Raw genomic sequence first — 22,386 nt, 5'->3', positions numbered from 1 at the left:
TGTCAGGTGGATTATACCTAAAGTTAGACTTTCGGATTACAAAGTCATTACTGTAATTTAAATATTACAATTAAACAAAATAGAAACTACTCCGTAAAATTTCGTCAAACAAAAAGTTTGAATTCCTTGTTTGATGTTAAAAACAGATCATGAACGTAAAACGAACCTTTGGAACAATATTAACCATTTTAGGAATTATCGGCCTAATTTATGCCGGATATGGATTTGTAAACCACAATCAAAATACGAGGGGATTGATGGTTTATGGAATAATCGGATTAATTTTCTTTGTGTCCGGAATTGGTCTGGTAAAAAATACAAAGGATGAAAGCTAGATTAAACTTTCATCCTGAATATTGGCACACCAAAATTTAATTTAGCCGTTAGCATCCAATTGAAGTAATGTCACTGCTTTTTCTTTTGCTTGATGATCTGGTACTGGCTAAAGGCAACTAAGCAACCCGCCAGGATAATAATGCCGGCAGACATAAGGTTTTTAGGATTTTGGTTGATATAGTAAGCTGCTGCCAATACTAAAATTGCAGCAGCAATGCCTATAATATAGTGAAGTATTAATCCTGTTTTCATCCGACAAATATTCTGAAATAATTTGAAATTGATGTCGCAGAAGATTAATCTTTTACACTAATCCTGTTATCAGCAAATTTCAGTTGATGACCAATAAAATCAACATCCGTCAGTTCTTTAATGCGTTTAAATGCCTTATGGTCATCATCCAGGGTTAAACGATTAATTTTATCCTGTTTAACCGATACCACATCGGCATAGAGAAAATCGCCTTTCGCGTTTATTTTTAGCTGAAGCAGGGGTGCAATGCCATTATTGCCTTTTAAGCTGAACATTCCGTAAGTACAAAAATTTCCTAAACTGTAGGCTATGAATTTATTTTTATAAACTTCAACAGCCCGGGTTACATGCGGACCATGTCCTAACACCACATCTGCACCAGCATCGATCACTGCATGCGCAAAGGCATAAACATTTCCTCTGTTTTCTTTATAAAATATTTCATTCTTACGGGGAACGTGTTCAAACCTGGCACCTTCACCTCCTCCGTGAAAAGAAACGATTACGATATCAGCCAGTTGCTTTAATCGGGCCACAAGTGCTTTTGCACTATCAATTTTATTGATCGATACTGTATTTTCATTGGGGGCAAAGGCACAGAATGCATACTTTACGCTATCCTTTTCAAAAACTTCAAAAGGTTTGTTTAGCTGTCCGGCGTAATGGATCTGGAGGGAATCTAAAATCCTGGCGGTGTTTTTCCTTCCCATCGTATCAAAATCACCAACATGGTTATTGGCAATACTCAACACATTAAATCCTGCGCTCTTATATATCCCCGCATAGCGCTCCGGCATTCTAAAGGCGTAACAATTATTTGGATTAATGCCATTACATTTATTCGAACGGCCTGAGTTCAGAAAGCAACCTTCTAAGTTGCCAAAAACAATATCTCCTTTCAATAAACCATCAACTGCCTGGAAACTGTTTACCGCATCGTCAGGAGGGAGGTTAGTTTTGGTGGGAAAAGCAGAGCCCAGCATGATGTCGCCAACAGCGGTAATGGATATGGTATCTTTAATTTTCCTGATTAAGGTATCCTGCCTGGTTACCGGTATTGTAACCTGTGCATTATTGTTCGTGCAACTGATCAGGATTATAACAACGAAGGGTAAGGTTAAGATGGTGTTGATGAGCTTCATAAGGTGTTTATTATAATCGTCGTCTCGATCCGAGCCTTCGGGTCCGCCCGAAAGGACGGATTGGACTTGTGTTAAACAAAAAATCCTCCAAAATTTCTTTAGGAGGATTGTATTCTTTATTTAGGCAACTGTTAACTGATATCGTGAACTGTTAACTGCCAACTGAACTATTCTACTGTAAATTCTTTCTTAAAAGATTCTAAAACGCGGCCGCCCTTGTAAAAGTAACGGCTGTAATAAGGCTCGTTAAGGTTGCTGATAACTACACCGCGAGAACTTGACGCATGTGCAAAGCGGTTATCGCCCAGGTAAATACCTACATGTGAAATGCTTCTGCTTTTAATTTTGAAGAAAACAAGATCGCCTTCTTTTAAATCTTCTTTTGATAATGGATCTACCATGCTGAAAATATCGCGTGAATTTCTTCTGATGGTCGTGTTGAAAACTTTATCGTAAATGGCTTTAGTGAATGCCGAACAATCGATACCTCTTTTTGTGTTTCCACCGTAACTATATGGCGTTCCGATCCATTCGTAAATAAACTTGTACAGTTTTAAATTTGATGTTGCATCTACCGCCACACCCATTACCTGCGAAAAATATTGCGACGCCAGGTTGTCGGGATCATTTAATTCTTTACCAGATTCTTTTGTTTTTGTCTGCGCAAATGCGGCTGAGAGCGAACAGATAGCAATTAGAGTAGAAAACAAAAATTTTTTAATCATGTTATACAGTTATGTTTGGGTATTCACTTACACATTAACGTACACCACATGGGCTTATTGTCGGTTGCCAAAAGTATTAATTATACAAATGTTATCCAAATGTAATCTTAGAAAAAGTGAAAGTTATCAACATTTCCTTTTTTTATCCACGATTTTTGATCCAAATCTTCATAAAAAAAGGGCTGTCTTTCAAAAAAAGTTTTCTCTTAGTTACGTACTATTCAATGAAAATACTTTATTTTTAAATTACGGATATAAGCAGATTCACAGAATTAAATTTCAGAATAAATTGATTCCATATTACGATAAAGGGAATTGATTTACTTATAAAAAATCGATGTTAACGCAATATTGAAAACAGAGGTTTACATTTAATTGTAAAACAACTGTTAAATCTAATTATAACCCTAATACTATGATGTTTTTACACTAAAAAGTGTCAAAAATTACAATAAAAAAATTAGATTTGCTGTCGCAAAAAAACAAATACCCTAAAATGAGTGCAGTAGAAATAAATAAAGATACCTGGTTAAAGTGGTTCGAGTCGATGTTGCTGATGCGCAAATTCGAAGAAAAAACTGGCCAGTTATACGGACAACAAAAAATACGTGGCTTTTGTCATTTATACATTGGACAAGAAGCTGTAGTTGCAGGTGCAATATCTGCAATGCAAAAAGGTGATTCAATGATTACAACATATCGTGATCATGCTCACGCCTTAGCTTTAGGAGTTAGTGCTGATAGTATTATGGCAGAAATGTACGGTAAAGCTACAGGTTGCTCTAAAGGTAAAGGTGGTTCAATGCACATGTTCAGTAAAGAGCATAACTTCTACGGTGGCCACGCAATTGTTGGTGGTCAGATTCCGCTAGGCGCCGGCGTTGCTTTTGCAGAAAAATACAAAGGAACTGATAACGTAAACATTTGTTATATGGGCGATGGTGCAGTGCGCCAGGGTGCATTAAACGAAACTTTTAACATGGCTATGCTTTGGAAATTGCCTGTTGTTTTTGTTTGCGAAAATAATGGTTATGCAATGGGTACTTCAGTACAACGTACCACTAACATGACTGATATCTATAAAATAGGTTTAGGTTTCGACATGCCATGTGCACCAGTTGATGGTATGGATCCTGTTGCGGTACATAATGCTATGGACGAGGCCATCCAGCGCGCACGTAAAGGTGAAGGACCTACTTTCTTAGAAATGAGAACATACCGCTACCGTGGTCACTCGATGTCAGATCCGGCAAAATACCGTACTAAAGAAGAATTAGAAGATTATAAAGCAAAAGATCCTGTTGAATTGGCCAGAGAAACTATTTTGAAAGAAAAATATGCAGATCAGGCCTGGATTGAAGAAGTAGAAGCTAAAGTAAAGGGAATTGTAGATCAGGCAGTAAAGTTTGCTGAAGAATCTCCTTGGCCTGATGCATCTGAGTTATACAAAGATGTATATATGCAAGAGGACTATCCTTACGTAATGGACTAATATTAATAAGATTTCAATTAATTAGATATAATGGCTGATGTAATTAAAATGCCCAAAATGAGCGACACCATGACCGAAGGGGTTTTGGCGAAGTGGCATAAAAAGGTGGGCGATAAAGTGAAAAGCGGCGATGTTTTGGCAGAAGTAGAAACTGACAAGGCAACAATGGATATGGAATCTTATTGGGATGGTACCCTTTTATACGTTGGCGTAGAAGAAGGTCAGGCTGTTCCTGTTGATGCCATCATGGCCGTGATTGGTAAAGAAGGCGAAGATTATAAAGCGGCTTTAGAAGCAGAAAAGTCAGGAAGCCAGGATTCGGCAAGTCCGAAAGCTGAAAGCAAAGACGATGCTCCAAAAACAGAAGATAAAAAAGAAGAAGCTGCCGCTACCCAGGGCGGAGGCTTAAGCGAAGAAGAGTTGGCTGCTAAAGGTGTTACGGTAATCCGCATGCCTTTACTGAGCGATACCATGACCGAAGGCGTAATTGCCGAATGGCATAAAAAAGTGGGTGATAAAGTTAAGGATGACGATGTACTTGCTGATGTAGAAACCGATAAGGCTACAATGGAAGTAATGGGTTATGCAACCGGAACTTTATTGCACATCGGTGTAGAAAAAGGCCAGGCTGCCAAAGTAAACGGAATTATCGCTATCGTTGGTCCTGAAGGTACTGATGTAAGCGGAATTTTGGCAGGTGGTTCAGCTTCAGCGCCCAAAGCTGAAAGCGAAGCACCAAAAGAAGAAAAACAAGCTGCAACTGCTGATTCAAGTTCATCTGCTCCTGTTGCAGAAAGTTCTTCAGATAGCCGCGTTAAAGCATCTCCTTTAGCTAAGAAAATTGCTAAAGATAAAGGAATCGATTTAGCTCAGGTTGCAGGGAGTGCAGAAGGTGGCCGTATCATTAAAAAAGATATCGAAAACTTTAAACCAGCTGCAGCGCCGGCAAAAACAGAATCTGCATCAGCTCCGGCTGCTGAGAAATCTGCTGCACCAGCACCAGTTATTCCACAATTTGTAGGTGAAGTCAAATTTACTGAACAACCAGTTTCGCAAATGCGTAAAGTAATTGCAAAACGTTTGGCAGAAAGTTTATTTACAGCACCACATTTCTATTTAACTATCAGCATTGATATGGACAACGCAATGACTGCACGTACAGCTATTAACGCAGTTGCTCCTGTTAAAGTTTCTTTCAATGATATCGTAATTAAAGCCGTTGCGGTTGCTTTGAAAAAACACCCGGCTGTTAACTCATCATGGGGTGGCGATAAAATCAGATTTAACGAACATACTAACATTGGTGTAGCCATGGCCGTTGAAGATGGTTTATTGGTACCTGTTGTGCGTTTCGCAGATGGAAAATCTTTATCACACATTTCTGCAGAAGTAAAAGATTTTGGTGCTAAAGCAAAAGCTAAAAAATTACAGCCAGCAGATTGGGAAGGTTCTACCTTTACTGTTTCTAACTTAGGTATGTTTGGTATAGATGAGTTTACTTCCATTATCAACTCGCCTGATGGTGCAATTTTATCAGTAGGTGCAATTCAACAAGTACCTGTGGTTAAAAATGGTGCTGTTGTTCCTGGTAATGTAATGAAACTAACTTTAGGCTGCGATCACCGTGTAGTAGATGGTGCAACCGGAGCAGCTTTCTTGCAAACATTAAAAGGTTTATTAGAAGAACCGATCAGGTTATTAGCATAAACAGTTAACTGTTTTAAGTTTATACTGACTACATATTAAAAGCCATCCTTTGGGGTGGCTTTTTTGCGTTTAAGTTTTGATAAAAATTTCCCGCAGATTTCGCAAATAACGCAGATATTCAATTATGCGATTTAGAAGCAATCAGCCAGAACGTTATCAAAGTCATCGTGTGAACACATCTTTTTTAAGAATGGTATGGGCATTTTGCTAACCAACTCTAATAAAGCACAGATTTTAGCTAAGGACGCTGTCAATCCCAGAAACCGGGAAATCAAAAAAACAGTAGTAATCCAGATAAACCTGCACTAGGAAACCTGAAACGCAGTGGTTTTGTGTTCATGACGAAGATTAATTTTTTAAAAAAAATTGAACACAAACCCCGTAAGGCTCAATCAGACCAAAGAAAACACAAACAATAACTGACTAAACGAAGTTCCGCTGTTTTTTTGATGTGCATGGAATTGTGCAAAAGGCTCACTGCTGGATCCGATTGTTATCGGATGAAGAAGCGCTTTGGGTACTTTGGCGCTCCAAAATGCGTAGCATTCTTGAACACCGCTAAAACAACAAAAATTGCGAAAAACTACCATGCCCCGCGGCATAGAGCGGAAGAAAAATACCGTAATTAATTGCGTCCACACGATAGGTTTTCACGGGAATGAACGAGATCAGCGATTGTATCGCCCATCAACTCGTGTCCGAGCTTCTGGAAAGCAGTCTTTATAGTAAGACCCGCTAGCAGGAAAGATCTCTCCATTTCGCGTAGCTTCAGTCGAGATGACGAAAACTATATGCATATAATCTGCAGGGTAATTAAAAGCTATTCCTCAAATCCCGAAACCCTTTTCGAATTACATTGTTAATTATTGAAACATCCTAAAATCATGGACAAAGAAAAACTGATACAAGAAGCTTATCTGGTTGCACATAAAATTGAAGAAAATGGCAATTTCCCCAACAATCCCAATTTGCCATTGATGATATACAAAGGTACATTCAGGTTGCATCCTGATGATAGTGCAGAGGTAATAAAAAGAGTTTTTGCGCAAAACGGTTATACCAACTCCTGGGTAGATGGCATCTTCGATTATCATCACTACCATAGCAATACACACGAAGTAATGGGGGTATTTTGCGGTAAAGCAGATGTACAATTTGGCGGCGAACATGGTGTTTGCATCGAATTGGATAAAGGTGATGTCGTGATTATTCCAGCAGGTGTAGCCCATAAAAAACTGAACTCAAGTGATGACTTTACGGTTGTTGGTGCATACCCGAATGGCTTAGATTATGATATTAAATATGGCCAGGCAGAGGAGCGTCCTGAAGCTGATAAAACCATTTCTATGGTAAAAAATCCGGATAGTGATCCCGTTTATGGAAGCAAAGGACATTTATTTGAGTGCTGGTATGGCCAAAATTGCGAAAATGTGTAAAACTCTTTTGTTGCAACCGTCTAAAATTCTTTAATTTTCGGGTTTTAAATACACTATCCCCAGTATAAATGAATTTTCGATATATATGTTCAGCATTAGCCCTCTCCGCAACTTTACTAACTGCCTGCTCAGGCAAAAAATCTGAAGAAAAAAAGGAAGCTGATAAAAAAGTCCGTACCAAAGAAGATGATAAGGCGGACAGCCTTTTATTAGTATATAATCCCCAAAAAGGCGATAAATGGATTGCTGATTTTGTTGACAATCTCCATAAAAAATACGGTTTTAACGGAAATATGCTGGTGGCAAAAGATGGCAAAATTCTTTATGAAAAAGCGATTGGCTGGGCCGATTACCTCCATCGCGATAGCTTAAAGATCAATTCGGAATTCGAACTGGCCTCCATTACCAAAACTTTTACCGGCACAGCCATTATGCAACTGGTAGAAGCCGGCAAACTTTCGTTAAATGATGATGTAAAGAAGTTCTACCCTAATTTCCCCTATGATGGCATTACGGTAAAGCTATTACTTTCGCACCGTAGCGGGATGATGAACTATGTTTATTTTATTGATGATATCTGGCGTAAAGAAAAACGCAACATGAAAAAAGGCGTTACCAACCAGGAGGTAATGAACGTTATTGCGGAGCGCAAACCCAATCCATATACCAAACCCGACAACCGATTCCATTATAACAATTCAAATTTTATGGTTTTGGGGGCCATTATAGAGAAGGTAACCGGCCAGCGTTATTCGCAATATATGATGGAGCATGTATTTAAACCCGCCGGATTAAAACATACACATGTATATAGCACAACCGAATATGAAAAAATTCCTGTTGATGTGGTTGGTCACGACCGTACCTGGCGCTATTCGGTGGCTCAAAACTTTTTGGATGGTCCTGTAGGAGACAAAGGTATTTACAGTACGGTACATGATTTGGTATTATTTGATAAATATTTAAAGAATGGTAGATTACTAACTAAAAAGAGCCTCGATTCTGCTTATTTAGGCCGTAATAAACCTGTAAATGGTCATTTTAACTATGGTTATGGCTGGAGGATGTTTGACGGCGAGAATATGGACAAAGTGGTATACCACACGGGATGGTGGCACGGTTTCCGCCATATTTATGTAAGAGACTTAAGCAAAAATATTCTGGTTATATTTTTAGGCAACTTAACAAACGGTAGTTTAATGCATTTGGATGACCTTTACAAGCATTTAAATATGCCCGTTATACGTAAAGGTGCATACCACGGCAACGGCAGTTTACCTGGATCAGACGAAGACTAAAATTATGGCAAAAACAAAATGGATAATCGGACCGGATACATTAACCATCTATCCTAAAAGAAATTTAAGGATTATTGGCATTATTTTTTTTGTACTTTTTGCGGCCTTCATTTTCTTTTTGTTCAGATCAATGCCGGGTTATTCTACGGGTTTTACCTTGGGATATTATGCCATCTTTTTGTTGATTCCTCTAATGTTAATTTTTGCTGCCGAAACAAAAGTAATTTTTGACGGAAGCAGCAGGGTTTTATATAAAAAGGTTGCTTTTTTGCCTATTGGGTCAATCCCCTTCGATGATATTGCTTCTGTTGAACCATACGAAGTATTAGGGAGTGGCTTTAATTATAAACTGTTTAGAAAAAGTAACCGGCACGGCAGTGGTTTATTGGTTTCTGCCGGATATAGTAAACCTAATGATGTCAACCTAATTGCATTTCAGCAGGAGGTATTGCCAAAAATTGATGAACTCGTTTTCGCTAATGCGCCCATAATTCCTAAACAGGCCATTTACGACTTTAAATTTTTCAGAGAACAAGGTAGTGTTTACCAATTGCTCGATAACAAAACGGGAAGTTTTATTTTTGGATTGATTTTCATCGGTGCTACCGTTGCCATATTGTTTAGTCCTGATTTTCTTTCAGGAGAAGGATTCTTTCAAAAAATACTGTTGACATATTTCCCAGCGATAATTGGCTTTGCTTTACTTTTCGCGGCAACCTCCAATATCCGATTTGATAAAAACCAGAAGAAGATTATCCGTTCAACCTTTGCCGGTCGTTTTAATAAAGAATATTCCTTTGATGAACTAATCCGCTTTCAGGTGATCCGTAAAACCACTAATTTTATTTATTCTGGCACCGAAGTTAGGGCAGAGATTTTTTTGCCGGCTAAAAACAAAACAACCGTCTTAAACCTTAAAAGCTTTATAGGCACTAAAAAGATTGAGCGCTTCCTTGATGAGGCCAATACCATTTTAGGCCGGATTTAGTTTCATTATAAAAGAAAACGATTATGTTCGATAAATTATTTGCGGCACAACAAAAAGCCGAAGAAATTAAAAAACGCCTGGATACCATATCCGTATACGGCGAAGTTGAAAATGGTGCCATCAGAATTACTGCAACGGCAAACAAGGCCATCACTGCAGTTGCCATTGATGAAGAATTTTTAAAAGGTGCTGATAAAGAAGAATTGGAAGAACTGTTGCTAACCGCTATTAACAAAGCAATGGCAAGCGCAGAACAAGTAAGCGCAGCCGAAATGCAGGCATCAGCACAAGATATGCTGGGTGGCTTAGGTGGCATGTTTGGCCAATAATATATCATCAAATTATCTTGATACTCAAATCAACCTACTTGATACTAAAACTATGAAATATACTTATTACGGCCAATCTTGTTTCCTGTTGGAAACAGCTGGTAAAAAATTATTATTCGATCCGTTTATATCGCACAATCCATTAGCGAAAAACATAGACACTAAGGCGATTGAGGCTGATTATATTTTGGTAAGCCATGGTCATGCCGACCACGTAGCAGACTTGGTTGAGCTGGCTAAACAAACTCAGGCGACGGTTATTGCAATGCCGGAGATTATCGATTGGGTTTCTAAACAGGGCATAGAGAAAGTACACGGAATGAATTTTGGCAAATTCACCTTCGATTGGGGAACCGTACGCATGGTACCTGCCACACATTCATCTAGCCTACCCGACGGAAGTTATGGCGGAAATCCTGCTGGTTTTGTGCTTGAAGTTGACGGTAAACAAATTTATTTTGCAGGCGATACCGGTTTAACCATCGAGATGAAAGTTTTAGCGGATATTTATAACCTGGATTATGCCATCTTACCGATTGGTGGAAATTATACCATGGATGTTGATGATGCTTTGATTGCAACAAAATATTTCGATTGCGATAAAGTAATCGGCGTTCATTATAATACCTTCCCGGTGATCGAAATTGATACCCAGACCGCGTTAGATAAATTTGCACGTGAAAAGAAAACCTTATTATTACCAGAAATTGGTGAGACAATAAGTTTATAGTTTCGGCGAACCGTCATTCCCAACTTGATTGGGAATCTTAATGCAGTAAGCTTTAAGATTCCCGACTGTGCGGGAATGACGACCTTTTTCATGGACTAGTCTCTGATACTACTTTCAATCTGTTGCAATTAAAACAAAAAAGGGCCTCCAATGAAATTGGAGACCCTTCAAATTATAAACCTGAACCTAGTTCTTTTTAGCAGCAGCTTTATTTGCTTTGTAACGCATATCTGCTGTACCGTCTTTTTTAGTTGGGCCAGCAACTTTGGTTACTGCTTTGGCTTTATTTTCTTTAAAACGCATATCTGGTGTACCATCTGCTTTTACTTTAGCAGCGGTAGTAGTCGTTTTAGTCTCTACTTTTTTAGCTTCCTGTTTTGCTCCTGCTTTAACTGGTGCTGTTGTTGTTTTAACTTCTTTTTTTACAACGGTTTTAGCTTTAGCTGGAGTGGCTGTTGCTGGTGTTTGAGCAAATGCTGTTGTTAAACCAAATGCTGCGATTGCGATTAAACTCAATAACTTTTTCATAATTTTTAGATTTTTTTTAATTGTTATGAAGCTTCTTCGTTTCACTCCGAGGTTTCATAATTTCTGATTTTTTATTTTACTCGTTTATTTTGTTGATATAAAATTCTAAAATCGATATGAAGTTTTAATGAAGATAATAAACATTTTGATTTAAGATAAGTCTGCACCAATTCATTATGAATTTAATGTGCCTCAAGCCAATTATTCCCCTCACCAATTTCTACCACGATGGGTACAGTTAATTTAATGGCATTGGCCATCTTATCCTGGATAATTGCCTTCATTGCCTCTTTTTCCGATTTAAGCACATCAAAAACCAACTCGTCATGTACCTGCATGGTCATGGTTGATTGCAGATTTTGTGCTTTCATCTCTTTATGGATATTGATCATGGCAATCTTAATCATATCTGCCGCAGAACCCTGGATAGGTGCGTTGATGGCATTTCGTTCAGCAAAACCCCTTACGGTCTGGTTGGCCGAATTAATATCTCTCAAATAACGTCTTCTACCCATTATGGTTTCTACGTAGCCATTCTCTCGTGCAAAATTCATGGTATCGCTCATGTAACGTTTAATACCAGGATACTGGGCGAAATACTGCTCAATGATTTCAGCCGCTTCTTTACGCGGAATACCTAAGTTCTGCGATAAACCAAAGGCAGATTGGCCATAAATGATCCCAAAATTAACTGCCTTAGCATTTCTGCGTTGCGTTCCATCCACTTCTTCAATACTAACGCCATATACTTTGGCTGCTGTTGCCGTGTGGATATCAATCCCTTTGCTAAAAGCATCAAGCATGTTTTCTTCCTTGCTTATCTCTGCAATAATGCGCAACTCTATCTGCGAATAATCGGCCGATAACAAAATGTGGTTTTCATCTCTTGCAATAAAAGCTTTACGCACTTCTCTTCCCCGCTCCGTACGGATCGGGATATTCTGTAAATTGGGGTTGTTGGAACTCAATCTTCCGGTTGCGGCAACGGCCTGATTATAAGAAGTATGCACCCTCCCGGTTTTAGGATTAACCATAAGTGGCAATGCATCCACATAGGTTGATTTAAGTTTTTGTAACTGACGGAAATCTAAAATATCCTGTACAATATCACTTTTACTGGCCAGGGCCATTAAAATATCTTCTCCGGTTTGGTACTGACCGGTTTTTGTTTTTTTGGCTTTCGGATCGAGCTGAAGTTTATCAAATAAAACCTCTCCCAATTGCTTTGGTGATGCGAGGTTAAATTTAATTCCGGCTTTGTCGTACACGTTCTGTTCAAACTTGATGATTTCGGTCTCCAGCTCTTTAGAATAGGCCTGTAAAGTTTCGATATCAATGCGAACACCTTCTTTCTCTATATCTGCCAATACGTAAACCAATGGATTTTCAATTTCATCGGCAAGTTTGGCTGCATTTAATTCTTTTAATTTGGGTTCAAAAATGTAGGCCAGCTGCAAAGTTACATCAGCATCTTCAGCAGCATAATCTACCACATCCACTACCGGAACATCACGCATCGTGAGCTGGTTTTTACCTTTTGCCCCGATCAGTTTGGTAATCGAGATTGGTGAGTAACCAAGATAGTTTTCCGATAGAACGTCCATTCCATGACGGGTATCGGGATCAATCAGGTAATGCGCCAGCATGGTATCAAAAACTTTTCCTTTTACTTCTACACCATACCATTTTAATACCAGGATATCGTATTTGGTATTCTGACCGATTTTCTCGATAGCTTCATTTTCCAATACAGTTCTAAATTCATCAATAATTGACTGTGCCTCTGCTCTTTCGGCAGGAACCGGAATATAATAGCCTGTTCCAGGTTTAATGGAAAACGATAGCCCCACCAAATCGGCCATGTTTGCATCGGTACCTGTAGTCTCAGTATCGAATGATATCCGCTTTTCGGCAAGCAACAATTTAATCAGGTCAGCACGCTGTTCGGCAGAATCAACCAATTGGTAATCATGTTCCGTGTTTTCAATGGTTTTAGCTGGTAATTTTTCTGCTGGTTCTTCCTCCAGCGTATTGGTATATTGGATGGTTTCTCCAGATTGATTGCCAAACAAATCGGTTTGAGTACCTTCCTGAAAGCGGGCTGTGGTGACCGAGAATTCATCACCAAATACCCTGCGACCTAGAGTCCTGAATTCCAATTCGGTAAATAATGGCTCCAACAAATCGCGGCTTGGATCGCAAAGTTCTAAACTGGCTTCGTCCAGTTCAACCGGAACATCTAACAGAATAGTGGCTAGTTTTTTGGATATTAATCCCTGTTCTGCAAAATTTTCTACGTTCTCACGTTGTTTTCCTTTTAGCTCATGTGAATGGGCAATAATATTCTCCATAGAACCGTATTGCTTGATCAGGGCCTTTGCAGTTTTCTCCCCAATCCCCGGAATACCCGGAATATTATCTACGGCATCACCCCATAATCCCAGGATATCAATAACCTGTAATACATTTTCGACTTCCCACTTAGCCAATACTTCTTTTACACCCAATATTTCCATATCGTTGCCCATGCGGGCTGGTTTATAAATAAAGATATTTTCAGAAACCAACTGGGCAAAATCCTTGTCAGGCGTCATACAATAAACCTGATAACCTTTTTGTTCCGCTTTTTTAGCCAGTGTACCTATAATATCATCAGCTTCGTAGCCATCAGATGTAATTACCGGAATATTAAAACCTGTAATTAATTTAAGTACATAAGGCATTGCTGCAGCCAGGTCTTCAGGCATGGCCTGGCGGTGTGCTTTATAGGCCTCGAAAGAAGTATGCCTTTCTGTTGGTGCGTCCGTATCGAAAACTACGGCAATATGTGTCGGTTTTTCTTTCTTCAAAACATCCAGCAAGGTATTAGTAAAGCCCATTACTGCAGATGTATTGATGCCTGTTGAGGTAAAACGCGGATTTTTACTGAGTGCAAAATGCGCCCTGTACATAAGCGCCATACCATCGAGGAGAAAGAGTTTTTTCATATTATGATTTCACTGATTAAATGATTACATCGATAACCCACCAATACAATTATCCGATGAGAAATTAATCAAAGTTAATAATCTACGGAACTATAACACGAAATTTTATGAACTGTATCTTAAAACCAATTAAATTGCGTTGTTTTTAAAATCGCATAGATATGAAAAAAGCCACAGCCCTGTTATTACTGATTTTTGCATCGGCATCTACAATTTTTGCTCAGGATTTTATTGTTAAAAACAATGATGACGTCATCCGTGGGACGATAAAAGGCACGGATTATTTTTCTGTTTTCATCAGTGCCAACGATGAAGCGGATGTAATTTTGCCAGCAAAGGATATAAAAAACTTCTTCTGGAATGGGGATAGCTTTGTAAGCAAAGGATTTGCCAATGGCCGCAATTTCGAATATCGTTTTGTAAAGGTCATTGAAATGGGAACGGTTAATCTTTACTCTTTTGGCGGAGGTACACTCGTGCCACAGGTGAAAGAGAAAAAGGTAAAATTCAGACCATCAATTGGGATTGGAACAGGCACCGGAGGTTTTGGAGGCATGGGTATGGGCGGTGGCATTAGTATTGGCGGCGGACGAAACTCAGCTCCGGAAAGACCTGCTGGTGCACCTGCTGTTCGCTATTTTATCGAAAAACCTGGCGCAGGGCCTTTACAAGAGGTGCCGATGAAAGCAATAACTGAGGAGGCTAAAAAGTTAGAGGTTAAAAATATCCTGCTGCAGAAAATAGGGGATCAGCCGGAATTAAAAGCCAAAATTGAAGCGGGAACAGATTTTAATAGCAGGGATGTTATTGAATGGGTTAAGGAATATAATGCGGCAAAAAAATAAAGCCAGGATTAATAATAGATTTTTAGGATTATAGGATCGTTTTGCATAAAAATCATCTTGCACAACAATTTAATAAATGATCGTTCACCATCCCGGTTGCCTGCATAAATGCATAACAGATGGTGGTGCCAAAAAACTTGAAGCCACGTTTTTTCATGTCTTTACTGATTTGGTCGGACAGTTCCGTTCTAGGCGGAACATCGCTCATTTCCTCAATGTGGTTTAAAATGGGCTTACCACCCGGAACAAAACTCCACATGTATTTAGAAAAGCTGCCAAATGCTTTCTGGATTTCCATAAACAATTTGGCATTGGTAATGGCACCAGTCACTTTTAAACGGTTACGAATAATGCCTTCATCGTTCATCAGTCTCTCTACGTCTTTTTCAGTAAAAGCCGCTACCTTCTTTACATCAAAATCTGAAAAGGCCTTACGGTAGTTTTCGCGTCTTCTGAGGATGGTAATCCAGCTTAAGCCAGCCTGAGCACCTTCGAGTATCAAAAATTCGAATAAAATCTGATCATCGTAAACAGGTTTTCCCCACTCTTCATCATGGTATTTAATATAAAGCGGATCGGAACCGGCCCAGGAGCAGCGTATAGTTGAGTTTGGAGTTTTTAGCTGGGAGTTTGGAGTTTCCATACAAAATGCTAAGCAGCTTTAACAAAAAATTTTTCTGGATTATTCATCATATAAACCAAAAGTTTTGCAACTTCCTCAGCTTGATCATTTAACCTGTTAAATTCGTCATCAGAAATGTAACTACAGGCAAAAGCGAATTCCAGCCAGGTTTGAGTTTCACCATTTTCTGTATCAGCATCTGAAATCTTACTCACAAAATGGTTTGGATATTTCCTTTTTCTATAGGCTTCTGCCAGGTTTGCGCAAACACTTCTCGAACATCTTCTGATTTGATCTGTCAAACTATATTTTTCTTCTGACGGAAACCTTTTAGAAATATGGAAAATTTCCATGGAAAGCTTAAATCCTTTCTGATAAGCTAATAAATCTTTAATCGTTCCCATATAATAAATATAAAAAAATTCAATGTTATATTCTTATATCTAAATGCATTCGCTTTCGAAACTCCTGACTTCAATCTGGAACAGGCAAGGAAACTCCAAACGCTAAACTCCTAACTCCGAACTTAATTCATCCCAATACTCTACAGCTCTCCGATAATGCGGTATTACAATGCTACCACCTACCAGATTGGCGATCATGAAAATTTCGTTCATTTCATCATGGTTTACACCGGCATCGAAACATTTGCCCAGGTGGTATTTAATACAATCATCGCAACGCAAAACCATTGAGGCCACCAGACCCAACATCTCTTTCGTTTTAACGTCCAAAGCTCCATCAGCATAAGTGGTTGTATCAAGCGCAAAAAAACGTTTGATATTTGTATTTGCCGTTTCCATAATCCTATCGTTCATTTTTTCACGATAGCCGTTAAACTCTTCTACAAGCTTTCCTATAAATAATTAATTATTGAATAAATGATTTTTTGAGTGAGCGCATGACGTTAATTTTATTCAATCAAAGTTGATTTCTTCCAGCGGATTCCAGAATACTTTTTTAAAGTTTACCACTTTATCGTTCTTCACTTCAATGCCTTCTTGTTTCAACAATTCTTCCATTAGTTCCGGTGGATTAAAATGGAACTTTCCGGTAAGCAGTCCACTGCTGTTTACTACCCGATGTGCAGGTACCTGGGGATGGGCGGCGCCGGCATAAAGCATGGCATGCCCTACCATTCTTGATGATTTTGCTGCACCTAAACTTTTCGCGATGGCTCCGTAAGAAGTTACCCTTCCTTTCGGAATTAACCGGGCAATCTCATAAACCTGTTCATAAAAGTTGGTATTCATTATTCAAAAGAGAACTGAATATAATTAATATTTTTATCGTGTAGTAAATATTTCTTCTCGTAATAGGTTTTGATCGATAGTACCTCATCAACCAAATCTGAAGTATACAAATGATCGGTATTTTTATGGACAGGCAGGTTTAATTCTGCAACCTTTTCGCAAGTGTAAGCATATAACTGGTCATTATCTGTTTTCAGATTAACATATCCACCTGGTTTTAACACCAATTTATAACGGTTCAAAAATGCCGGAAAAGTTAAACGTTTTTTCTCACGGCTATCCTGAGGCTGTGGATCCGGAAAGGTGATCCAGATTTCGTCGATTTCTCCTTCATTAAAATAATCCAGTATGTTTTCAATCTGTATCCTTAAAAAAGCAACATTATCTATTCCATCTTCAATAGCCGTTTTGGCTCCGCGCCAGATGCGGTTGCCCTTGTAATCCACCCCAATAAAGTTCTTCTCCGGAAATAGCCGCGCCAGATTTACCGAGTATTCGCCCTTTCCACAGGCCAGTTCCAGTATAATAGGGTTTGCATTTTGAAAATGCGCTGAAGCCCAATTGCCCTTTAAAGCTTTTCCTTGTTCTAATTGATATACGTTTGCAAATGTTTCTATTTCTGCAAAACGCCTAAGTTTATCTTTACCCAAAAGTTTTTTTTCTGCAAAAATACAATTAAATCAATAATCGGGGTTTCTTTTGCCGCAAAGATTGGTGCCAATTTTATTTAGGAATCGTATTTTTGTGCCTTATAAAAATTACCGTGGAAAAAAACGCAAAAATATATGTTGCAGGCCATCGTGGTATGGTAGGCTCGGCCATTTACCGCAAACTGCAAAAAGAGGGTTACGAAAACATCATTACCAGAACTTCATCAGAGCTTGATCTGCGCAGCCAACAGGCGGTTACTGATTTCTTTACTGAAGAAAAACCGGATTATGTCTTTCTTGCAGCAGCAAAAGTTGGCGGTATCATAGCTAACAACACTTACAGAGCCGATTTTCTTTATGAAAATTTAGCCATCCAGAATAATGTTATCCATAACGCGTACTTAAATAACGTTAAGAAACTGATGTTTTTGGGTTCGAGCTGTATTTACCCAAAAATGGCTCCGCAACCTCTCAAAGAAGATTACCTCTTGACAGGCACTTTAGAACACACCAACGAGCCTTATGCCATTGCCAAAATTGCAGGGATTAAAATGTGCGATGCCTATCGCGATCAGTACGGCTGTAATTTCATCTCCGTAATGCCCACAAATTTATATGGCTTTAATGATAACTATCATCCTCAAAACTCACATGTTTTGCCCGCTTTGATCCGTAAGGTGCATGAGGCAAAAGTTAACGATGAAAAAGAAGTTGTGGTTTGGGGTTCGGGTTCACCCATGCGCGAATTTTTATTTGCAGATGATTTAGCTGATGCCTGCTATTTCTTAATGCAAAACTATAACGAACCAAACTTGATCAACATTGGTACCGGACAGGATCTAACCATCAAAGACCTGGCTTTGCTAATCAAAGATGTCTTGGGATTTGATGGGGAACTGGTATTCGATGCCACAAAACCAGATGGCACCCCACGCAAATTAATGGATGTTAGTAAACTTCATCGTTTAGGCTGGAAACATACAACTGAGCTTAAAGAAGGTATTGCCCTGGCTTATCAGGATTTCGAAAGCCGATATTAAATAAATTTGCAAGGGCGTTTATTATACCGTCTCGCCCTTGTATTTTGCGGCTTATTTTGGATGAGCAGGATTATAAATGGCTACTGCTACCCGGCTATCTGCACAGCCATAATATAAAAACCACTTCTTTTTGAAATAGACCAAACCCTCCATAAAAACCGTACCGGAAGGGTATTGCCCGCTTTTTTCGAAAGGGGCTGTAGGCACAAAAAAAGGTTGATCGAGCCGCGCAATCACTTTTGAAGGATTTTTAAGATCGAATAATACCTGTCCGGCCGAATAGGTATTGGCTACATAATTGGTATCCCTTCTGGCATCGCCCCTGTTTTTGCCATTATAAAGTACCAATATGCCCTGGTCGGTAACAATCGCCGGCGGGCCACATTCTGTTAAATCGCTATCGAAATAGTGTTCCCTGGGCTTCACAATCATATCCAGTTCATTCTTTGCGTTTAATGCAGGCTCCCAGTTAACAAGGTCTGTTGAGGTTGCAATATTCATGAAACGTTCGCCCCAGTACATCATGTATTTACCGTTTATTTTGGCAATTACCTGTTTACCGTTTTCTAACTTCGTAACAATTGAACCAGATTTACATTTGAGGTTCTTAAATTTACCATTATAGGCTTTGCCAAACGCAGGACCGTGTTTGGTCCAGTGTTTTAGATCTTTGGAAGTGGCCACAGCGAGGCGGAATATATTGCGGTTCCATTGTGTATATAACATTACATATATACCCTCTGCAGTAACAGCAATACGTGGATCTTCGCAACCACCCGGCCATTCGTTTGCTTTCTGCTCATCTTCACCAGGATAGAACACCGGCTCCGGACTACGTTTCATTTTAATGCCGTTACTGCTTTCTGCCATTCCTATCCTGGAAGTACGCATACCTATTCCATTGCCAGAACGATCTTCACTACGGTATAATACATAGATCTTATTTTTATGTACAGCGGCAGCGGGATTAAAGACATCGCCTGCCTCCCAAGCTATTTTTTGCCTGAGTATGGGATCAATAAAAACACTTTCTGCTCTTGGTGAAATAATGGGATTTACATTTTCTGGCCGCAGAAACGGCCCAAGTGCCCACTCGGGAAGTTTATTCTGTGCATTTACCGCAATGGCTAGCGGAAGAAATACCACAAGAAGAAATAGGCGTGACAGGGTTGTTTTCATAATAACTAAAATACTAATTAATCTGCTAAGCTGTGATAGTATAATTACCCTAAATTAAATCAATCAGTTTAAAGTAGCTGTTCAACCTTTTGTTTAAACGATTCATTTTAACAGCAGCTTTTAAGCTTAAAACATTCCAATCAACCATGCACAAAGGCAGATCATTTTTAATTATAGTTAAAATTGATATATTTGAAGTGATCAATCAATTTTGCCTATATGACTTTAGTTCAGCTCGAATATATTGTTGCCGTAGATACTTATAGAAGTTTCGTAACTGCAGCCGAAAAGTGTTTTGTAACCCAGCCTACCTTAAGTATGCAGGTACAAAAATTGGAGGAATTAATCAGCGTTAAAATTTTCGACAGGAGCAAACAGCCTGTAAGTCCGACAGAAATTGGTGCGCAGATTATTGCCCAGGCAAGAATTATCTTACAGGAAAGCGGAAAAATTAAAGAGCTGATTAGCAGTCAGCAGCAGGATGTAATGGGCGAACTTAAAATCGGGGTGATCCCAACTATTGCCCCATATTTATTGCCAGAGGTGATTTCGGCCATGCTGGATAAATACCCTGAATTAAAGCTTTTAATCTGGGAATATACCACCGAAGACATCATCCATCACTTAAAAACCGGTGTGCTGGATTGTGGTATTTTAGCTACGCCGCTAACCGATCCAAACATTACAGAAACTCCTCTATACTATGAAAATTTTGTAAGTTACATCAGTAAAAACAGCAAGCTGTACAAAAAGAAATCACTTGATGCCGAAGACCTGAACGACGAAAATATCTGGCTCTTAAATGAAGGTCATTGTATGCGAAACCAGGTATTGAACATTTGCCGTTCTACAAAAAACAACAGGCTACAGGGACTCGAATATAATACAGGTAGTGTAGAAACCCTCGTGCGTATGGTTGATTTAAATGGGGGTGCAACACTATTACCCGAATTGGCCATCGCACAACTGGATGCGAAACAAACCAACAAGGTACGCCATTTTAAATCACCAGAACCTGTACGAGAGATTAGTTTGGTGACCCATAAAAACTTTATTAAGAAACGGATGCTTAACGCGTTAAAAGATGAGATTTTAGCCATTATCCCAAAAGCGATGAAGCAGAAAAAGAAAAAAGATGTGGTGGGGATTTAACTTCGAACTTAATCCGCGATCGTCATTTCGAGCGGAGTGCAACGTAGCCGAGAACCCGAAGGCTCAGCGAAGCTAAATCTGCCTAGATAGATCTCTCCATTTCGCTACGCTTCAGTCGAGACGACTCTTTACAGGATTGATTCTGTGATTGATTGATTTCGTAGCCTTCTAACTTAATTCCCTATCCTTATCCACATGCTCTGCCAGTTTACAGTTTACAACCTGTTGCAGCAGGATTTTTATATTCTAAAAAAGCTCAGATAATTAACAAATTACTGATTTTGTTTTTCTACGGGAGGAGCAGATAGCAATCCCCTGATATCACTCTCCACTTCTTCCTCTTCGCCTTTTTTCTTTTTCTTGTTTTTTGATTTTAAACCTTTACCACTTAAACGCTCCTCAATAATTTTATCATATTCGGTTTGTTGCTCTGGCCTTAAAACGTTGCGGATATTTTTCGAGGTTTCGTTCTGAAGCTTATAAAATTTATCTACATCCTCCTCGCGTGAGTTACCGGCCTGTTGTCTTTTAATTAAATCAGCTTGTTCTTTCGCCTGGTTATAAGTATAACTATAAATGACACTTTTTTGTGTACCATTTAGTTTTAATCGTTTTTCCAGATCATCTACATTCTTTTGAGCAATTTCTGCCGGGGTAGGCATTTTATTCTGTTGTGCACGTACCAGCACATTTACGCCAACAATAATTAAAAATAAAACTACAAGCCTTTTCATTTTGAATATTTTATATGCGAAGTTACTTAAATATCTTAAAACAAGAAAGTCCCGATCTACACCGGGACTTCTCTTGAATTTTATAAAATGTCTCGCTTACAACGCTTTTTTGTAAAGTTCAGCAACTGCATCCCAGTTGATTACATTCCAGATTGCGGCTAAATAATCAGGGCGTTTGTTTTGATATTTTAAATAATAAGCGTGCTCCCAAACATCAATACCCAAAATTGGCGTTCCTTTTACTTCGGCAATATCCATTAAAGGATTATCCTGGTTCGGTGTAGAAGAAACCTGAAGTTTTTTATCTGCACCTACAGATAGCCAGGCCCAGCCTGAACCAAAACGGGTAGCACCAGCCTCCTGTAACTTAGTTTTAAGCTCAGCAAACGACCCAAAAGTTTCATTAATTGCTTTAGCTAAATCGCCGGTTGGCTCACCACCTTTGTTTGGACCTAAAATGTTCCAGAATAAAGAGTGATTATAGTGGCCGCCGCCATTGTTTCTAACAGCTGCAGGGTATTTTGAAATGTTTTTAACAATTTCCTCGATGCTTGAATTTGCCTCTGGCTTACCTTCTAACGCTTTGTTTAGGTTGGTAACATATGCCTGGTGGTGTTTATCATGGTGGATTTCCATGGTAGTTTTATCAATATGCGGTTCTAATGCATCGGTTGCGTAATGTAACGCAGGTAATTCAAAAGCCATAGTTTTATGTTTAAAGATTAAAAAAATATTTCTGTAGCAAATATAACATTACAACGTTAAGATTTGTTCATGTTATTATCATCAAATCACTTTCTGGGTTAATGTTGTAATGTTAAGGCTTTAATGTTGGAAGGTTTTTTGTAAAATTAGCATCGTCCTCCTTTACAACGAAGGATGCTCAATATCGGCGATTGAATCGCTATACCAGCGCTTAAACGCATTACAAATATGCACCTCAATAATGCTCATTAAAAAC

General features: G+C 39.0%; 24 protein-coding genes. 11 read left to right on the top strand and 13 right to left on the bottom strand.

Features of this window, described 5'->3' with window-relative positions:
• Window positions 1-149: 149 nt before the first annotated feature.
• On the top strand, window positions 150-335 hold the full coding sequence (locus ACIQXP_RS10725) for a hypothetical protein (RefSeq protein ID WP_113950816.1): 186 nt from the start codon (window positions 150-152) through the stop codon (window positions 333-335).
• 70 nt (window positions 336-405) lie between these two features.
• Here the strand turns inward: ACIQXP_RS10725 and ACIQXP_RS10720 are convergent, their stop codons facing one another.
• The 3 genes from ACIQXP_RS10720 to ACIQXP_RS10710 form a co-directional block, all read right to left on the bottom strand.
• Complete coding sequence (locus ACIQXP_RS10720; RefSeq protein ID WP_293743929.1) at window positions 406-588, bottom strand: hypothetical protein; 183 nt, start codon at window positions 586-588, stop codon at window positions 406-408.
• Window positions 589-632: 44 nt separating this feature from the next.
• Window positions 633-1,730 (bottom strand): CapA family protein, encoded by a 1,098-nt coding sequence (locus ACIQXP_RS10715; protein WP_387505392.1) that lies wholly within the window; start codon window positions 1,728-1,730, stop codon window positions 633-635.
• A gap of 167 nt (window positions 1,731-1,897) precedes the next feature.
• A complete protein-coding gene (locus ACIQXP_RS10710; RefSeq protein ID WP_090980930.1) occupies window positions 1,898-2,455 on the bottom strand; it encodes a C40 family peptidase in 558 nt (185 codons plus the stop codon).
• Between the two features lie 496 nt (window positions 2,456-2,951).
• Between ACIQXP_RS10710 and pdhA the strand changes: the two genes are divergently transcribed.
• From pdhA to ACIQXP_RS10675, 7 genes are all read left to right on the top strand, one after another.
• Complete coding sequence (gene pdhA, locus ACIQXP_RS10705; protein WP_090981414.1) at window positions 2,952-3,947, top strand: pyruvate dehydrogenase (acetyl-transferring) E1 component subunit alpha; 996 nt, start codon at window positions 2,952-2,954, stop codon at window positions 3,945-3,947.
• A 30-nt stretch (window positions 3,948-3,977) separates the two neighbouring features.
• Window positions 3,978-5,654 (top strand): pyruvate dehydrogenase complex dihydrolipoamide acetyltransferase, encoded by a 1,677-nt coding sequence (locus tag ACIQXP_RS10700; RefSeq protein WP_293743923.1) that lies wholly within the window; start codon window positions 3,978-3,980, stop codon window positions 5,652-5,654.
• 884 nt (window positions 5,655-6,538) lie between these two features.
• Window positions 6,539-7,090: a cupin domain-containing protein gene (locus tag ACIQXP_RS10695; RefSeq protein WP_293743920.1), complete on the top strand. Its 552-nt coding sequence runs from the start codon at window positions 6,539-6,541 to the stop codon at window positions 7,088-7,090.
• A 68-nt stretch (window positions 7,091-7,158) separates the two neighbouring features.
• Window positions 7,159-8,388: a serine hydrolase domain-containing protein gene (locus ACIQXP_RS10690; protein WP_293743918.1), complete on the top strand. Its 1,230-nt coding sequence runs from the start codon at window positions 7,159-7,161 to the stop codon at window positions 8,386-8,388.
• 4 nt (window positions 8,389-8,392) lie between these two features.
• Window positions 8,393-9,376, top strand: coding sequence for a hypothetical protein (locus ACIQXP_RS10685; RefSeq protein ID WP_293743915.1), 984 nt, complete (start codon window positions 8,393-8,395; stop codon window positions 9,374-9,376).
• 23 nt (window positions 9,377-9,399) lie between these two features.
• Window positions 9,400-9,705 carry a YbaB/EbfC family nucleoid-associated protein gene (locus tag ACIQXP_RS10680; RefSeq protein ID WP_090980942.1) on the top strand — a complete coding sequence of 102 codons (306 nt, stop codon included), beginning with the start codon at window positions 9,400-9,402 and terminating at the stop codon, window positions 9,703-9,705.
• Between the two features lie 52 nt (window positions 9,706-9,757).
• Window positions 9,758-10,435: a metal-dependent hydrolase gene (locus ACIQXP_RS10675; protein WP_293743911.1), complete on the top strand. Its 678-nt coding sequence runs from the start codon at window positions 9,758-9,760 to the stop codon at window positions 10,433-10,435.
• A 186-nt stretch (window positions 10,436-10,621) separates the two neighbouring features.
• On the opposite strand, the gene ACIQXP_RS10670 is transcribed toward ACIQXP_RS10675, so the two are convergent.
• Together ACIQXP_RS10670 and polA are read right to left on the bottom strand one after the other, a co-directional pair.
• The gene (locus ACIQXP_RS10670) at window positions 10,622-11,008 is read right to left on the bottom strand and encodes a hypothetical protein (protein ID WP_387505393.1); all 387 of its coding nucleotides are present in this window, start codon (window positions 11,006-11,008) and stop codon (window positions 10,622-10,624) included.
• 137 nt (window positions 11,009-11,145) lie between these two features.
• Entirely contained in the window at window positions 11,146-13,950 is a 2,805-nt protein-coding gene (gene polA, locus ACIQXP_RS10665; RefSeq protein ID WP_293743908.1) for a DNA polymerase I, read from the bottom strand.
• Window positions 13,951-14,111: 161 nt separating this feature from the next.
• Here polA and ACIQXP_RS10660 point away from each other — a divergent pair, with 161 nt between their 5' ends.
• A complete protein-coding gene (locus ACIQXP_RS10660; RefSeq protein ID WP_387505394.1) occupies window positions 14,112-14,795 on the top strand; it encodes a hypothetical protein in 684 nt (227 codons plus the stop codon).
• 52 nt (window positions 14,796-14,847) lie between these two features.
• Here the strand turns inward: ACIQXP_RS10660 and ACIQXP_RS10655 are convergent, their stop codons facing one another.
• The 5 genes from ACIQXP_RS10655 to trmB form a co-directional block, all read right to left on the bottom strand.
• Window positions 14,848-15,438 carry a DNA-3-methyladenine glycosylase I gene (locus tag ACIQXP_RS10655; protein ID WP_387505395.1) on the bottom strand — a complete coding sequence of 197 codons (591 nt, stop codon included), beginning with the start codon at window positions 15,436-15,438 and terminating at the stop codon, window positions 14,848-14,850.
• 8 nt (window positions 15,439-15,446) lie between these two features.
• A complete protein-coding gene (locus tag ACIQXP_RS10650) occupies window positions 15,447-15,821 on the bottom strand; it encodes a four helix bundle protein (RefSeq protein ID WP_293743899.1) in 375 nt (124 codons plus the stop codon).
• Between the two features lie 102 nt (window positions 15,822-15,923).
• Window positions 15,924-16,277 (bottom strand): carboxymuconolactone decarboxylase family protein, encoded by a 354-nt coding sequence (locus ACIQXP_RS10645; protein ID WP_265851142.1) that lies wholly within the window; start codon window positions 16,275-16,277, stop codon window positions 15,924-15,926.
• 57 nt (window positions 16,278-16,334) lie between these two features.
• Window positions 16,335-16,670: an MGMT family protein gene (locus ACIQXP_RS10640; protein WP_145858585.1), complete on the bottom strand. Its 336-nt coding sequence runs from the start codon at window positions 16,668-16,670 to the stop codon at window positions 16,335-16,337.
• The gene (gene trmB, locus ACIQXP_RS10635; protein ID WP_387505396.1) at window positions 16,670-17,320 is read right to left on the bottom strand and encodes a tRNA (guanosine(46)-N7)-methyltransferase TrmB; all 651 of its coding nucleotides are present in this window, start codon (window positions 17,318-17,320) and stop codon (window positions 16,670-16,672) included. Before trmB ends, ACIQXP_RS10640 begins: the two co-directional genes overlap by 1 nt.
• Window positions 17,321-17,433: 113 nt before the next feature.
• Between trmB and fcl the strand changes: the two genes are divergently transcribed.
• Window positions 17,434-18,360, top strand: coding sequence for a GDP-L-fucose synthase (gene fcl / locus ACIQXP_RS10630; protein WP_387505397.1), 927 nt, complete (start codon window positions 17,434-17,436; stop codon window positions 18,358-18,360).
• Window positions 18,361-18,411: 51 nt separating this feature from the next.
• On the opposite strand, the gene ACIQXP_RS10625 is transcribed toward fcl, so the two are convergent.
• Window positions 18,412-19,539 carry a glycoside hydrolase family 130 protein gene (locus ACIQXP_RS10625; protein WP_387505398.1) on the bottom strand — a complete coding sequence of 376 codons (1,128 nt, stop codon included), beginning with the start codon at window positions 19,537-19,539 and terminating at the stop codon, window positions 18,412-18,414.
• Window positions 19,540-19,758: 219 nt separating this feature from the next.
• Between ACIQXP_RS10625 and ACIQXP_RS10620 the strand changes: the two genes are divergently transcribed.
• Window positions 19,759-20,691: a hydrogen peroxide-inducible genes activator gene (locus ACIQXP_RS10620; protein ID WP_387505399.1), complete on the top strand. Its 933-nt coding sequence runs from the start codon at window positions 19,759-19,761 to the stop codon at window positions 20,689-20,691.
• 272 nt (window positions 20,692-20,963) lie between these two features.
• Here ACIQXP_RS10620 and ACIQXP_RS10615 read toward each other — a convergent pair whose 3' ends face one another.
• A complete protein-coding gene (locus ACIQXP_RS10615) occupies window positions 20,964-21,425 on the bottom strand; it encodes a hypothetical protein (protein WP_293743882.1) in 462 nt (153 codons plus the stop codon).
• Between the two features lie 96 nt (window positions 21,426-21,521).
• Window positions 21,522-22,130: a superoxide dismutase gene (locus ACIQXP_RS10610; protein ID WP_387505400.1), complete on the bottom strand. Its 609-nt coding sequence runs from the start codon at window positions 22,128-22,130 to the stop codon at window positions 21,522-21,524.
• Between the last annotated feature and the right edge of the window lie 256 nt (window positions 22,131-22,386).

Source organism: Pedobacter suwonensis, assembly GCF_044762335.1.
Classification (GTDB): domain Bacteria; phylum Bacteroidota; class Bacteroidia; order Sphingobacteriales; family Sphingobacteriaceae; genus Pedobacter.
Note: the sequence above shows the minus strand (reverse complement) of the source record. Positions and strands in the feature narration are given on the sequence as shown.